The organism is Vibrio sp. PNB23_22_6 (assembly GCF_052877535.1).
On sequence record NZ_JBNFXP010000015.1, the window covers coordinates 40,042 to 52,320 of the forward strand.

The following is a 12,279-nucleotide window of genomic DNA, read 5'->3' on the forward strand; positions in this document are numbered from 1 at the left end:
ATTATAGTCGTTGTGCGCTAGGCGTGTTCATTTCAACCACTTGTACTGCTATTTTTATTATTAGTAACTAATGAGTTAGACGCATTTTTCTAACTTTCTACTCGAAGCTCACAATTTTGGCTAATGGTAACATTATGTTATGGAGCTTTTTGAGTCGCTCACACTTACCTATAGAAAAGTATGCCATGCTGAATTTAATCACAATCACAACTTACGGTAAGGAGAGTATATGGCTTCGTTTGTTGCTCTAGTTCGAGCCTTACTCAATAGTGCCCGTGATCTGTTACCGATTGTTGTTGTTATTTCTTTTTTTCAGCTCGTTGTGTTACAGGAGCCATTACCCCATTTATTTTCAATTCTATTTGGTCTACTGCTGGTTGTATTTGGACTCACCTTTTTTATTTTCGGTTTAGATCTTGGATTATTCCCTATTGGTGAAAATATGGCGCAAGCCTTTGCGAGAAAAGGCAGCGTGTTTTGGCTTCTCATCTTCTCTTTTTGTTTGGGCTTTGGAACGACCATTGCCGAACCAGCACTGACGGCAGTCGCAGAAGAGGCATCGGAGGTCGCTGCCGAAGGGGGGATGATCCTAAATACTGAGGAGTCAATGCAAGAGTATGCCGAGGGTTTACGAATGACAGTGGCGCTTTCAGTGGGGCTTGCGATTGTTCTTGGTGTACTCAGAATTCTAAAAGGGTGGCCAATTCAATATATGATTATTGGTGGTTACATTGGTGTGGTCATACTGACTGGGTTTGCACCAGAATCCATCATAGGTGTTGCCTATGATTCTGGTGGTGTGACTACGTCCACCATTACGGTGCCTTTAGTGACGGCGCTTGGGGTTGGGTTAGCGTCTGCCATTAAGGGACGAAACCCGATGATCGACGGTTTCGGGTTGATAGCTTTTGCTTCATTGCTGCCTATGATGTTTGTGATGGTTTACGGGATGGTGGTTGCATGATTTCGTTTGATCATTTCGCTGACACTTTTCTTTCTACCATTCGTGATGTTGTACCTATTGCGACGATAATCTTTGGCTTCCAACTCGCGGTGTTGCGCCGTCCAGTTACAAACTTACCTAAGGTATTACTGGGTTTCTTATATGTGATTTTTGGGCTTTCGCTATTTCTGCTTGGCTTAGAAATGGCGTTATTTCCTCTTGGTGAAACGATGGCAGTACAACTGACCGCGCCAGAGTTTCTGAACGAATTTAAGATATCGGTAGGCCAGGTGCTGAGTTGGGTTGATTATTACTGGGTGTACTTATTTGCGTTTTTGATTGGTTTTAGTACCACCATCGCTGAGCCTTCTTTGATCGCCGTGGCGATAAAAGCAAATCAAGTTTCCGGGGGGAGTATTAGCGTTAATGGTTTGAGGGGGGCTGTGGCGTTAGGGGTTGCCGTAGGGATTGCGCTAGGCAGCTATCGCATTGTGGTTGGCGATCCGATTCATTATTACATCATTGTTGGTTATATCGTGGTGGTGATTCAAACGTTTTACGCTCCTCGTCTGATTGTGCCGTTAGCTTACGATTCCGGTGGGGTTACGACATCCACGGTTACGGTGCCGTTAGTCACCGCACTAGGGCTTGGTTTGGCGTCTACCGTTCCTGGTCGTAATCCGATGATTGATGGGTTCGGCTTGATCGCTTTTGCCAGCCTATTCCCTATTATTTCTGTTATGGCATACGCTCAAATAACTCAGTGGTTAAATAAAAAACCATCGGAGGAGAAAGAAAATGCGCTTTAAACTCATCCTAGCTTTTGTGGAAGATGGTAAAACAGACAAAGTACTTGATGCCGCACGTGCAGCAGGGGCGACCGGAGCCACCGTGATAAATAATGCTCGGGGTGAAGGCCTAAACCAAAAACGTACTTTTTTCGGGCTTACGCTCGAAGTGCAAAGAGATGTGTTGTTGTTTGTGGTGGAAGAGCATTTGTCACGCCACATATTGGAAACCATTAACGAAGTCGGTGAGTTTGACCAAGAGTCGGGACAAGGCATCGCGGTGCAGATTGATGTGGAAGATGCGGTGGGGGTGGCCCATCAGGTAGAGACATTGACGAAAGTGGTAGAGGGTGAGTTATGAGTGATCATGAGCGGATTCGGGTAAGAGACGTTATGGCAGCGACATACGTAATGGTTGATGGATTGATGACGGTCTATGAGGGAATTACATTAGCGAAAAAAAATCAGGTGAAAGCGCTAGTGGTAAAAAAACGCAATGAAGATGATGAATACGGCATCGTACTGATGAATGATATTGCGAAGAAGGTATTAGCGAAAAACAGAGCACCTCAGCGCACAAATATCTATGAGATCATGACAAAACCTGCATTGTGCGTAGACCCTAACATGAACGTTAAATATTGCGCTCGTTTGTTTGAACGCTTTGGTGTTAGTCGTGCGCCAGTGATTGAAAATGGACAAGTGATTGGAATGGTGAGTTATAACAATATTGTTATAAATGGAATGGTGAAGGAAGAGATGTAAGCTAGGTTCGATTTCGTGCACCTTGCTCAGTATTTGCTCATTTTCTGAATCGAAAAGTATCCTTGCCTGAATTGACTGTATGAGTTGCATATCCTTTTCTTGATGCTTATTCTTTGATAATTCAGAAAGACGTTGAGGAATTCGCATCATGCCATTAGTTGATTGCCCTGTGTGTGAGAAGCCAATATCGAAACGCGCTCATACCTGCCCGTGTTGTGGGGAACCGGATCCACTCAACCATCTCGCGAAATCTAAGTTCTTATCACTCACCGTGTGGTTCATCGTGCTAGTTGGGGTTGGATACGTCGCTTGGTTTTATTTACTCCCGATGTTGATTGAGTTTGTTCGCCATCAGTAATCTCGCACGTTGGTTGAGCTTCCTCAAGAATACCGTAGAATACCCGCTTACTTTTTGAGGAGACGGTGTTGTGAAACTATTTTTTGCCTCAGATTTGCACGGTTCTTTACCGGCAACCGAAGAGACCATCCAGCTATACTTGGCATCAGGTGCTGACCATTTAATTTTGTTAGGCGATATACTTAATTACGGTCCAAGAAACCCGCTGCCAGATGGCCATGACCCACTGCAAGTTGCAGAGTTACTGAATCAGTACAGTGATCAGATTATTGCTGTGCGTGGTAACTGTGACAGCGAAGTTGACCAGATGCTACTTAATTTCCCTATGATGATGGATTACGCCTGGGTTTTACTTGAGTCTGGTAAGCGTTTATTTTTGACCCATGGTCATTTGTATAATAGTGAAAAGCGTCCTTCGCTACGTGAAGGTGATGTCATTGCGCTTGGTCATACACACGTGCCGGTTGCTGAGATGCAAAATGGCGCGGTGATATTTAATCCTGGCTCGATGACGTTTCCACGTAATGGCTTACCAAGAAGCTATGGCTTACTGGAAAATAATACGCTAACAGTGCAGACACCGGAAGGTGAGGTGTTGGCACAAACAACGATTTAGCCGTTTAGTCGAATGAATAGAAAGGGATCCATTGGTTTCCTTTCTTTTCCTTTGTTTTTGATTGAACAACATTACATTAGCAGCTTGATGCCAACAGTAAAAGTGAGGATTTCGAAGGCGATTTTAATCACTCGATTGCTATAACGCGTTGCTGCCCATGCGCCTAGACTCCCCCCCAAGAAAGAGCTCACTAATAATATTGGAAGCCATGCCCAGTGGATCGGAGCGCCAGCTTGAACCACGGCGATTCCCCCAATACCATTCCAAAATAGCCCAACGCATACCATGGTATAAGCAACGGCTTGTTTGTAGTCATAGCCAAACCAGCGGACTAAAAATAGCGTAACGAGTAAACCTGAACCCGCTGTCAGTGAGCCGTTGATCACGCCGATAACCATTAAGCCCATACCGCCCACAGCCAAGCCAAAGGGATCTCGGTGCGATCTGGTTTCAGTTTGGCCGAGTTCTTTTTTAAAGCGAGAATAAGTACCGAGTGCAAGGATCATGGTACCAAGCATTTTTTCTGCAATACCATCAGGGAGCTGCACGATGAGGTTGGCACCTAGAACCACACCAATGCTACCAACCAGTATTAGGTAGAGTGCAACTTTGGCTTTGATTGTTCCTGCTTTTAGATGCGTACTCGCTGCTCCTAAGCCGAGCGCCACTGAAGCGACTTTATGAGTCGCTAGCGCGACAGAGAAAGGCAGCCCAAGAAAGATCAAAAGAGGGAATTGCAGCAAGCCAGCACCGCCGCCAGAAAGCGAAGCTAGCGTATTGGCGATAAGAGAGCCGAGAAAGAGAGTAAGAGTATTTAGCCAATCCATGAGCAAAATAAAGGGGGCGTCTTGCCCCCTACTATCGAATCAAAATCAGTTTCTAAACAGTACCGTAGAACCGTGGTTGAGGCTAGTTAATAGCAGTGTTTTTTCGTCAACGATATCGATGCGGCGACTTTGCTCCGCATCAAGTTTGAAGATTTGTGTAATCAAGTGAAGTTGATCCTCAGAAAAATCTTTGGACTGAGATGAGGAGATATCTTTGAATTCAGATGGCGTGACCAACAAATAATTGTCACTGATTTCCCAGCGACCTCTTTCTGAAATGTTGATGGTGGATTCAGAAGTTGAGTCTTGCGCAAACAACTTGATGTTCGCCACGCGAATGTAATCACCATTTGGTAGGTATTTTACGTTTGATTCAACATTGACACGGCGAAGTGGCCCCATCGTACTATCGGGGGTGGTATCCTTAATCAGTGTCACCATGTTTGACTGCCATTCGTTGGCGGTCAGAACTTGTTCTATTTTTAGGTCACTGCCCCAATATAGCCAACCACTAAAAAGGATAGATACGGCTAAAACCGCAGATGCTACTTTAATCTTCATTTCAGCCTCCTTTAATTACAAATATCGGTTGGGTCGTTACGATCAGCGAAGATACGCAGCGTCACATTCTCATACGAATGGTTGCTATCGTGGATGTAGTTCAAGGTTAGGTGGTTATTTTGACCACCCGTTGCGATAACCTTCATCGGAGAGGAGTCTTCGATGTGGTGCTCAACATAGCGCTTTATACATTGCTCTATAGACGGGAGCCAACGGTTCAGTTGAGGATGGTTCACTGGTGTCATGACGGGCACATTGTGATACTCGCCAATTTGACGGAATTGCGATTCTGCAGGAGAGGTGAACAATACAACACAAATTGGTAATAGTAATGCCAGTAGGAGAAGCGCACGCACTAGCCAGTTGCTTGTGGTAGAAACAGGGGCTGCTTGTGAGGTTTCTAGCGGTGTTTCACCGTCTTTGTTTACGTCTGCAGTGGTTTCTGTGGGCTGTTCCGTAGACTGCTCTAAATCAACGATAGGCGCTTCGCTTTCACTATCAAGGTTTTCGTGAGAAAAGGGGGAATCTGAGCAAAGTGGACTTAAGCGTTCAACGGAACAAATCAGTTGGTAGCCACGTTTAGGAACGGTTTTTATGAATTCAGGTGACTTTGTTGAATCCTTCAACATTTTACGCAAAGTTGAAATGGCTTGAGTTAGGCTTGAATCATCCACCTCAAAGCCTTGTTCACGCCAAACAAACTCGTGCAGTTCGTTGCGTGTTAATACTTCGTTAGGTCTCTCAGTCAACATCAGGAGGATACGACTTTCGTTACTTCCTAATCGAACAACTTCATTGTCGCATTGTTGGTCAGTGAGCGAATTGCTATTTGGATCAAAGACAAATCTTTGAGCAATTAAAAACTTGGTGCCGATGTTTGTCATTTAGCTCTTCTTAAGTGGATGATTCTATATACAAAGTGATTCACGTCACACAATTGGATCGGACGCAAAGGCACGTGTTACGTTTTAGATGATTTTAGGAAAGTAGGATAATTAAAATTATCTTAAAAAACACTGTTTTTAGCAATTTTGACCTTGAATTTACATTTGTCAGCCACATGTTAAATGACATATTAGTAATGCAATTTCGATGAGATTGCTGTTAGGGGTATGTCAGATAACGCCCCCTTAATTTAGATGTTATGGAGTAAACATGAGCGAAACCGTATCACAAAACAAAGAAACTCGTGGCTTTCAATCAGAAGTAAAACAGTTACTTCACCTGATGATTCATTCTCTTTATTCCAATAAAGAAATTTTCTTACGCGAGCTAATTTCAAATGCATCTGATGCCTCAGATAAATTGCGCTTCCAAGCGTTATCGAATCCAGACCTATATAACGGTAATGCGGATCTCGGCGTAAAACTGGCGTTTGATGAAAATGCGAATACGCTAACGATTTCTGATAATGGCATTGGTATGAGCCGTGATGACGTTATCGAGCATCTTGGTACGATTGCAAAGTCAGGCACGGCAGAATTTTTCTCAAAATTATCTGATGAACAAAGTAAAGATTCTCAGTTGATTGGTCAATTTGGTGTAGGCTTCTATTCTGCGTTCATCGTCGCTGATACGGTAACGGTACGCACTCGTGCCGCAGGTCTTGCCGCTGATGAAGCCGTACAATGGCGCTCTGCGGGTGAAGGAGAGTACACCATCGAGACCATCACTAAAGATTCTCGTGGTACTGATATCGTGCTTCACATGCGTGAGGAAGGAAAAGAGTTCCTAAATGAATGGCGTCTACGTGATGTGATCAGCAAATACTCTGATCATATCGGCATCCCAGTTTCTATCCAAACTGCGGTTCGCGATGACGAAGGTAAAGAAACGGGTGAGAAGAAGTGGGAGCAAATTAATAAAGCTCAAGCACTTTGGACTCGCAATAAGTCAGATATCTCTGAAGAGGAGTACCGAGAGTTCTACAAGCATGTCTCTCACGATTTCGCAGACCCTCTTACTTGGAGTCATAACCGTGTAGAAGGTAAGAACGACTACACTAGCTTACTTTACATTCCAGCAAATGCGCCTTGGGATATGATGAATCGCGACCATAAATCGGGTCTCAAACTGTATGTACAGCGTGTCTTCATTATGGATGATGCAGAGCAGTTCATGCCGTCTTACCTGCGCTTTATTCGTGGTTTGATTGACTCCAATGATCTGCCATTAAACGTATCGCGTGAAATCCTACAAGACAACAAGGTCACTCAGTCGTTACGTAATGCTTGTACTAAACGCGTCCTGACAATGCTTGAGCGCATGGCTAAGAATGATGAAGAGAAATACCAATCATTTTGGAAAGAGTTCGGCCTTGTGATGAAAGAAGGCGTTGCAGAAGACATGGCAAACAAAGAGAAAGTGGCCGGTCTATTGCGCTTTGCTACAACAGAAGTGGATTCGGCTGAGCAAACCGTGGGTTTGGCGTCTTACGTTGAACGCATGAAAGAAGGCCAAGATAAGATTTACTACCTAACAGCAGATAGCTACGCAGCAGCGAAAAACAGCCCTCACCTAGAGCAGTTCAAAGCAAAAGGCATCGAAGTGATTTTGATGTTCGACCGCATTGACGAGTGGCTGATGAACTACCTGACAGAGTTTGATGGCAAGCAGTTCCAATCGATCACGAAAGCAGGCTTAGACTTAAGCAAGTTTGAAGACGAAGCGGAAAAAGAAAAGCAGAAAGAAACGGAAGAAGAGTTTAAGTCTGTCGTTGAGCGCACTAAGTCTTACCTAGGCGATCGTGTGAAAGAAGTGCGTACTACCTTCAAACTAGCAACAACACCGGCAGTGGTTGTTACAGATGACTTTGAAATGGGAACGCAAATGGCGAAGCTTCTTGAAGCAGCAGGCCAAGCGGTACCAGAAGTGAAGTACATCTTCGAAATTAACCCTGAACATGAACTAGTGAAGCGCATGGCGGATGAAGCCGATGAAGAAGCATTTGGCCGTTGGGTTGAAGTTTTACTAGGTCAAGCAATGCTGGCAGAGCGAGGTTCTATGGAAGATCCTACGCAATTTGTAGGTGCTATCAATAAGCTTTTGACTAAGGTTTAATAGTCAAATATCAGCAAAAAGCTCGCAAAATGTGGGCTTTTTGTTTGCAACCTCATAGATTCACCCTTTAAGTGTTGAGTTAGTAATCAATAAGGCAAGAAAGCAGGCTTCACTAACATTCTTTAGTCTTAAACTGCTCATTGAATGATGAACCTGTGTTAGAATCCCAAACTTGAATGTGACTAATAAGGCGTGTATTTTGGCTCGCCTAATACGTTATACCGAAACTTATCGTTGCGTGCTTCTAAGGGTTGATGTCCGGGAAGGTTAGTTATTGTGAGCTTCGGTATAAATCTTAAATAGTAAAGAGGATAAATCATGCGCATCATTCTTCTAGGTGCTCCAGGTGCAGGTAAAGGCACACAAGCAAACTTCATCATGGAAAAATACGGTATTCCACAAATCTCTACTGGTGATATGCTTCGTGCTGCTATCAAAGCAGGTACAGAGCTTGGTAAGCAAGCTAAAGCTGTTATCGACGCTGGTCAGCTAGTTTCTGATGAAATCATCCTTGGTCTTATCAAAGAACGTATCGCTCAAGACGATTGCGCGAAAGGTTTCCTACTAGATGGTTTCCCACGTACTATCCCTCAAGCAGATGGTTTAAAAGAAATGGGCGTTGACGTAGATTACGTGATTGAGTTCGACGTTGCAGACAGCGTTATTGTTGAGCGTATGGCTGGTCGTCGTGCGCATCTACCATCAGGTCGTACTTACCATGTTGTTTACAACCCACCTAAAGTGGAAGGTAAAGATGATGTGACAGGCGAAGATCTTGTTGTTCGTGATGACGATAAAGAAGAGACAGTACGTGCACGTCTCGGTGTTTACCATGAGCAAACTGCACCACTAATCGAGTACTACGGTAAAGAAGCAGAAGCGGGTAACACTAAGTACCTTAAATTCGACGGTACTAAGCAAGTTGCAGAAGTCAGTGCAGATATTGAGAAAGCACTGGCATAATTTGCTAACGGCAAAATTTAATATTTTGATATATTGAAAAGCGACCTCAGGGTCGCTTTTTTTATTCAGCCTGTAAGTATGGTGAACGATTTCGTGTATTTCACCGTACAAGCAAAGTCGTTTACCATGAATAGGATGTTATGAAAAACAATAATAAACAGGGCGTGTTGTTGGTGAACTTAGGTACGCCTGACGAGCCAACTACGACTGCGGTAAAACGCTTTTTAAGCCAGTTCCTCCATGATCACCGCGTTGTCGACATGACAAGGTGGCTGTGGTGTCCGATTCTTCACGGTGTCATCTTGCCAATTCGTTCACCAAAAGTAGCCAAGCTTTATCAATCCGTCTGGATGGAAGAGGGATCGCCTTTAATGGTGTACTCAAAACGACAAGCAGAGAAGCTGCGATCAGCATTAGAGATGCCAGTTGAGCTTGGTATGACTTACGGCAACCCAAGTTTGCTGTCGGGCTTTGAAGCGCTGCAAGCTCAAGGTGTAGAGGAAGTGATTGTATTACCTCTTTACCCACAGTACTCGGGCACAACGACAGCCGCAGTCTCTGACGGCATGACGAAGGCATTCAAAAAGATGCCAGTAATGCCAGAGTTCAGCTTTATTCGTGATTACCACAACCATCCCAAATACATCGCGGCATTGGCTCAATCGGTGCGTGACCATTGGGCTGAGCATGGCCGTGGCGATTATCTGCTGTGTTCTTACCACGGTATTCCAAAGCGCTACGCCGATAATGGCGATATCTACCCTCAACACTGTGAAACGACGACGCGTTTGTTGGGGGAAGCGCTGGGTTTGAATGAAGAGCAAATCGGCATGACATATCAGTCACGCTTTGGCCGTGAAGAGTGGCTACAACCTTATACAGACAAAACGTTGGAAGTACTACCAAGCCAAGGTAAGAAAAAGCTGAATGTCATTACACCAGCGTTCTCTGCCGATTGTTTAGAAACGCTTGAGGAGATTTCTGAAGAGTGTCATGAGATTTATCTAGAAGCGGGCGGCGAGAGCTTTAGCTATATTCCTTGTTTAAATGACAACGACTTACACATCGAGATGATGGCCGAGCTAGTTCGAGCCAAGCTTTAAATTCTTTTTGAATACAAAAAGGGTCGCACTTGCGACCCTTTGTTGTTATTTACACTTTATATTAAGCAACTTGTGTTTGTTGTTCTTCAATCTGTTCTATTGTGCTGTTCGTCTTTTCTGCACCGTGCATCCAGCGTACTAGCGTGTTAGAGAACAGTAGTAGAATCACACCAGAGATCGTTGCTGTGACTGCAATACCGCTGAAGATTGCTAGAGCACCGAGCTCACCTACGTGAGAACCCACGTAACCAGCAACATAGTTTGCAATTGCGTTACAGCCAAACCATGCTCCCATCATAAGTGAAGCAAGACGTAGCGGAGCTAGCTTGGTGACTAGCGATAGACCGATAGGAGATAGACATAGTTCACCCAGCGTATGGAAGAAGAATGCACCTACTAGCCATAGCATTGATGTTTTCACTGCAGTGTCGCCACCTTGTTCAATGACCGCACCAACCATACATAGGAAGCCAAGCGCGAGGAAGAACATCGCCAAAGCAAATTTTACCGGTGAGTTTGGCTCTCGCTTACCTAGTTTCACCCAAAGTACAGCTAATACCGGCGCTAGTGTGATGATGAAAAATGGGTTTAGTGATTGGAACCATGCTGCAGGTACTTCGAAGCCACCAATCATACGATCGGTGTATTGCTGCGTGTAAATGTTCATTAGACCGCCTGCTTGCTCAAAGCCTGCCCAAAAGACGATGGTAAACATGCTCATCACAAGAATTACTTTGATACGATCCGCTTCTTCTTTGGTCAGAGGCTCTTTTTTTGCTGACTTCTTGAGTGCTAGGTCACGCTTCGCAGCAGGTTCACGGCCAATATCACCAAGCCAAGATTGAGCAAATGTCATTTGCATTACAAGGCTGATAAGCATACCAATGCCAGCGGCTACGAAGCCGGCTTTCCAACCGAACTCATTGGTGACTGAACCTGAAATCACACCTGCGAGCAGTGCGCCGATGTTGATACCCATGTAGAAAATAGTGAAAGCACCATCACGACGGTTATCACCTTCGTTGTATAGATCACCAACCATGGTCGAGATATTTGGCTTGAATAGACCGTTACCGCAGATAAGTAAAGCAAGGCCTAGGTAAAAGGTATGTAGAGAACTAAGGCCAAGAATGTCTGCTGGCATTGCTAGTGTGAACTGGCCTATCGCCATCAGCGCACCACCAATCAGGATAGAACGGCGTTGACCTAAGTAGTTATCCGCAAGGTAACCACCAATAAGAGGAGTGATGTAGACAAGCCCAGTATAGATGCCGTAAAGATCTAGAGCATCTTTAGTCGACCAGCCAAGACCACCGTTCATGGTTGCGTCAGTCAGGTAAAGTACTAGAATGGCGCGCATTGCGTAGTAAGAAAAGCGTTCCCATAGTTCAGTTCCGAACAATAAGAACAAGCCACGTGGGTGACCAAAGTATTGATGTTGGTTTGACATAAGCTCTTCTAATAGTCGTTATTACATTTTTTAACGGAGTCTACGTATACATGGCTATTTAGGCGGTGACAAACAATAAAATTTCACGTGACGATTCAATAACTTTATTATGTTGCTGTTTTGTGGTGATATTGTGGAATATTTGTCGGTGTATTTGATGTGTTACAAACTTACTTTCCATTTTTGTCTATGGACTTGCCCGTTAAGTGTCTGAAAATAAAAAAGTATCATGGCGAAGATTTAGCCATATGCACATAGATTGCTTGAATGTCCATGACTCAATATTGGCTTAATGCTAGGATGATAAAAAATACATAATTGGCTAGTCATGAAATGAAACGTTGGTATCTACTTTATTGCAAGCGTGGAGAGCAAGTAAGGGCGAAGCAACACTTAGAGAATCAAGGTGTGGAATGTTTCTACCCTACTGTTGAGGTTGAAAAGATCTTGCGTAGTAAACGACAAAAAGTCGAAGAACCGTTATTTCCATGTTATGTATTTGCTCGATTTGACTATGAGCAAGGGCCGAGCTTTACGTCGATTCGCTCTACTCGTGGAGTGGTAGACTTCGTCCGTTTTGGAGCTCAACCAAAAGAAATCGAAGGAGATTTAATCTTCGAACTTAAGCAGTTAGAGCAATGCACCGTAGAAGATATAAACTCGGAGTGTATGCCGCAACCTGGTGACCAAATTAGAGTCAAAAGTGGGCAGTTTGCCGGTATTGACGCTATCTACCAAGAGCAAGATGGAGAGAAGCGTTCTATTCTGTTGGTGCAGATGATCACTAAGCACGTGCCAGTTAGCTTAAACAACAGTGACTTGGATCTGAAGTAACACGAATTCAA

General features: G+C 44.2%; 14 protein-coding genes. 10 read left to right on the forward strand and 4 right to left on the reverse strand.

The features are described 5' to 3' along the window. The first annotated feature begins 229 nt into the window (after nucleotides 1–229). The 6 genes from ACVA54_RS12800 (at nucleotide 230) to yfcE (ending at nucleotide 3,470) form a co-directional block, all read left to right on the forward strand. Nucleotides 230–964, forward strand: a complete 735-nt coding sequence (locus tag ACVA54_RS12800; protein ID WP_099079301.1) for a DUF1538 domain-containing protein — start codon at nucleotides 230–232, stop codon at nucleotides 962–964. Next, nucleotides 961–1,752, forward strand: coding sequence for a DUF1538 domain-containing protein (locus ACVA54_RS12805; protein WP_099079302.1), 792 nt, complete (start codon nucleotides 961–963; stop codon nucleotides 1,750–1,752). The genes ACVA54_RS12800 and ACVA54_RS12805 overlap by 4 nt, the downstream gene beginning before the upstream one ends. After that, entirely contained in the window at nucleotides 1,742–2,092 is a 351-nt protein-coding gene (locus tag ACVA54_RS12810; protein ID WP_446617476.1) for a P-II family nitrogen regulator, read from the forward strand. The genes ACVA54_RS12805 and ACVA54_RS12810 overlap by 11 nt, the downstream gene beginning before the upstream one ends. Next, nucleotides 2,089–2,496: a CBS domain-containing protein gene (locus ACVA54_RS12815; protein WP_099079304.1), complete on the forward strand. Its 408-nt coding sequence runs from the start codon at nucleotides 2,089–2,091 to the stop codon at nucleotides 2,494–2,496. Before ACVA54_RS12810 ends, ACVA54_RS12815 begins: the two co-directional genes overlap by 4 nt. A 148-nt stretch (nucleotides 2,497–2,644) precedes the next feature. After that, nucleotides 2,645–2,854, forward strand: coding sequence for a hypothetical protein (locus ACVA54_RS12820; RefSeq protein WP_099079305.1), 210 nt, complete (start codon nucleotides 2,645–2,647; stop codon nucleotides 2,852–2,854). Nucleotides 2,855–2,924: 70 nt separating this feature from the next. Then, on the forward strand, nucleotides 2,925–3,470 hold the full coding sequence (gene yfcE, locus ACVA54_RS12825; protein WP_099079306.1) for a phosphodiesterase: 546 nt from the start codon (nucleotides 2,925–2,927) through the stop codon (nucleotides 3,468–3,470). Between the two features lie 71 nt (nucleotides 3,471–3,541). On the opposite strand, the gene ACVA54_RS12830 is transcribed toward yfcE, so the two are convergent. The 3 genes from ACVA54_RS12830 to ACVA54_RS12840 are packed head-to-tail and all read right to left on the reverse strand — an operon-like array spanning nucleotide 3,542 to nucleotide 5,742. Then, nucleotides 3,542–4,297, reverse strand: a complete 756-nt coding sequence (locus ACVA54_RS12830) for a sulfite exporter TauE/SafE family protein (protein ID WP_446649665.1) — start codon at nucleotides 4,295–4,297, stop codon at nucleotides 3,542–3,544. A gap of 45 nt (nucleotides 4,298–4,342) precedes the next feature. Further along, on the reverse strand, nucleotides 4,343–4,858 hold the full coding sequence (locus tag ACVA54_RS12835) for a regulatory protein ToxS (protein ID WP_099079308.1): 516 nt from the start codon (nucleotides 4,856–4,858) through the stop codon (nucleotides 4,343–4,345). An 11-nt stretch (nucleotides 4,859–4,869) separates the two neighbouring features. Then, on the reverse strand, nucleotides 4,870–5,742 hold the full coding sequence (locus ACVA54_RS12840; RefSeq protein WP_099079309.1) for a winged helix-turn-helix domain-containing protein: 873 nt from the start codon (nucleotides 5,740–5,742) through the stop codon (nucleotides 4,870–4,872). 271 nt (nucleotides 5,743–6,013) lie between these two features. Here ACVA54_RS12840 and htpG point away from each other — a divergent pair, with 271 nt between their 5' ends. The 3 genes from htpG (at nucleotide 6,014) to hemH (ending at nucleotide 9,984) form a co-directional block, all read left to right on the forward strand. Continuing rightward, nucleotides 6,014–7,918 (forward strand): molecular chaperone HtpG, encoded by a 1,905-nt coding sequence (gene htpG / locus ACVA54_RS12845; protein WP_099079310.1) that lies wholly within the window; start codon nucleotides 6,014–6,016, stop codon nucleotides 7,916–7,918. A 318-nt stretch (nucleotides 7,919–8,236) separates the two neighbouring features. Further along, complete coding sequence (gene adk / locus ACVA54_RS12850; RefSeq protein ID WP_099079311.1) at nucleotides 8,237–8,881, forward strand: adenylate kinase; 645 nt, start codon at nucleotides 8,237–8,239, stop codon at nucleotides 8,879–8,881. A 140-nt stretch (nucleotides 8,882–9,021) separates the two neighbouring features. After that, nucleotides 9,022–9,984, forward strand: a complete 963-nt coding sequence (hemH, locus tag ACVA54_RS12855; protein WP_119463679.1) for a ferrochelatase — start codon at nucleotides 9,022–9,024, stop codon at nucleotides 9,982–9,984. A 61-nt stretch (nucleotides 9,985–10,045) separates the two neighbouring features. Here hemH and ACVA54_RS12860 read toward each other — a convergent pair whose 3' ends face one another. After that, nucleotides 10,046–11,434: a peptide MFS transporter gene (locus ACVA54_RS12860; RefSeq protein WP_119463678.1), complete on the reverse strand. Its 1,389-nt coding sequence runs from the start codon at nucleotides 11,432–11,434 to the stop codon at nucleotides 10,046–10,048. A 333-nt stretch (nucleotides 11,435–11,767) separates the two neighbouring features. Here ACVA54_RS12860 and rfaH point away from each other — a divergent pair, with 333 nt between their 5' ends. Then, nucleotides 11,768–12,268 carry a transcription/translation regulatory transformer protein RfaH gene (rfaH, locus tag ACVA54_RS12865; protein ID WP_099079314.1) on the forward strand — a complete coding sequence of 167 codons (501 nt, stop codon included), beginning with the start codon at nucleotides 11,768–11,770 and terminating at the stop codon, nucleotides 12,266–12,268. The last annotated feature ends 11 nt before the right edge of the window (nucleotides 12,269–12,279 follow it).

Bases quoted from the DNA above. Each gene is read 5' to 3' on its own strand.
- ACVA54_RS12840 (WP_099079309.1), bottom strand. From the start codon at position 5,742: ATGACAAACATCGGCACCAAGTTTTTAATTGCTCAAAGATTTGTCTTT.
- ACVA54_RS12805 (WP_099079302.1), top strand. From the start codon at position 961: ATGATTTCGTTTGATCATTTCGCTGACACTTTTCTTTCTACCATTCGT.
- ACVA54_RS12810 (WP_446617476.1), top strand. From the start codon at position 1,742: ATGCGCTTTAAACTCATCCTAGCTTTTGTGGAAGATGGTAAAACAGAC.
- ACVA54_RS12815 (WP_099079304.1), top strand. From the start codon at position 2,089: ATGAGTGATCATGAGCGGATTCGGGTAAGAGACGTTATGGCAGCGACA.
- ACVA54_RS12860 (WP_119463678.1), bottom strand. From the start codon at position 11,434: ATGTCAAACCAACATCAATACTTTGGTCACCCACGTGGCTTGTTCTTA.
- hemH (WP_119463679.1), top strand. From the start codon at position 9,022: ATGAAAAACAATAATAAACAGGGCGTGTTGTTGGTGAACTTAGGTACG.
- ACVA54_RS12800 (WP_099079301.1), top strand. From the start codon at position 230: ATGGCTTCGTTTGTTGCTCTAGTTCGAGCCTTACTCAATAGTGCCCGT.
- htpG (WP_099079310.1), top strand. From the start codon at position 6,014: ATGAGCGAAACCGTATCACAAAACAAAGAAACTCGTGGCTTTCAATCA.
- ACVA54_RS12835 (WP_099079308.1), bottom strand. From the start codon at position 4,858: ATGAAGATTAAAGTAGCATCTGCGGTTTTAGCCGTATCTATCCTTTTT.
- ACVA54_RS12820 (WP_099079305.1), top strand. From the start codon at position 2,645: ATGCCATTAGTTGATTGCCCTGTGTGTGAGAAGCCAATATCGAAACGC.
- adk (WP_099079311.1), top strand. From the start codon at position 8,237: ATGCGCATCATTCTTCTAGGTGCTCCAGGTGCAGGTAAAGGCACACAA.
- rfaH (WP_099079314.1), top strand. From the start codon at position 11,768: ATGAAACGTTGGTATCTACTTTATTGCAAGCGTGGAGAGCAAGTAAGG.
- ACVA54_RS12830 (WP_446649665.1), bottom strand. From the start codon at position 4,297: ATGGATTGGCTAAATACTCTTACTCTCTTTCTCGGCTCTCTTATCGCC.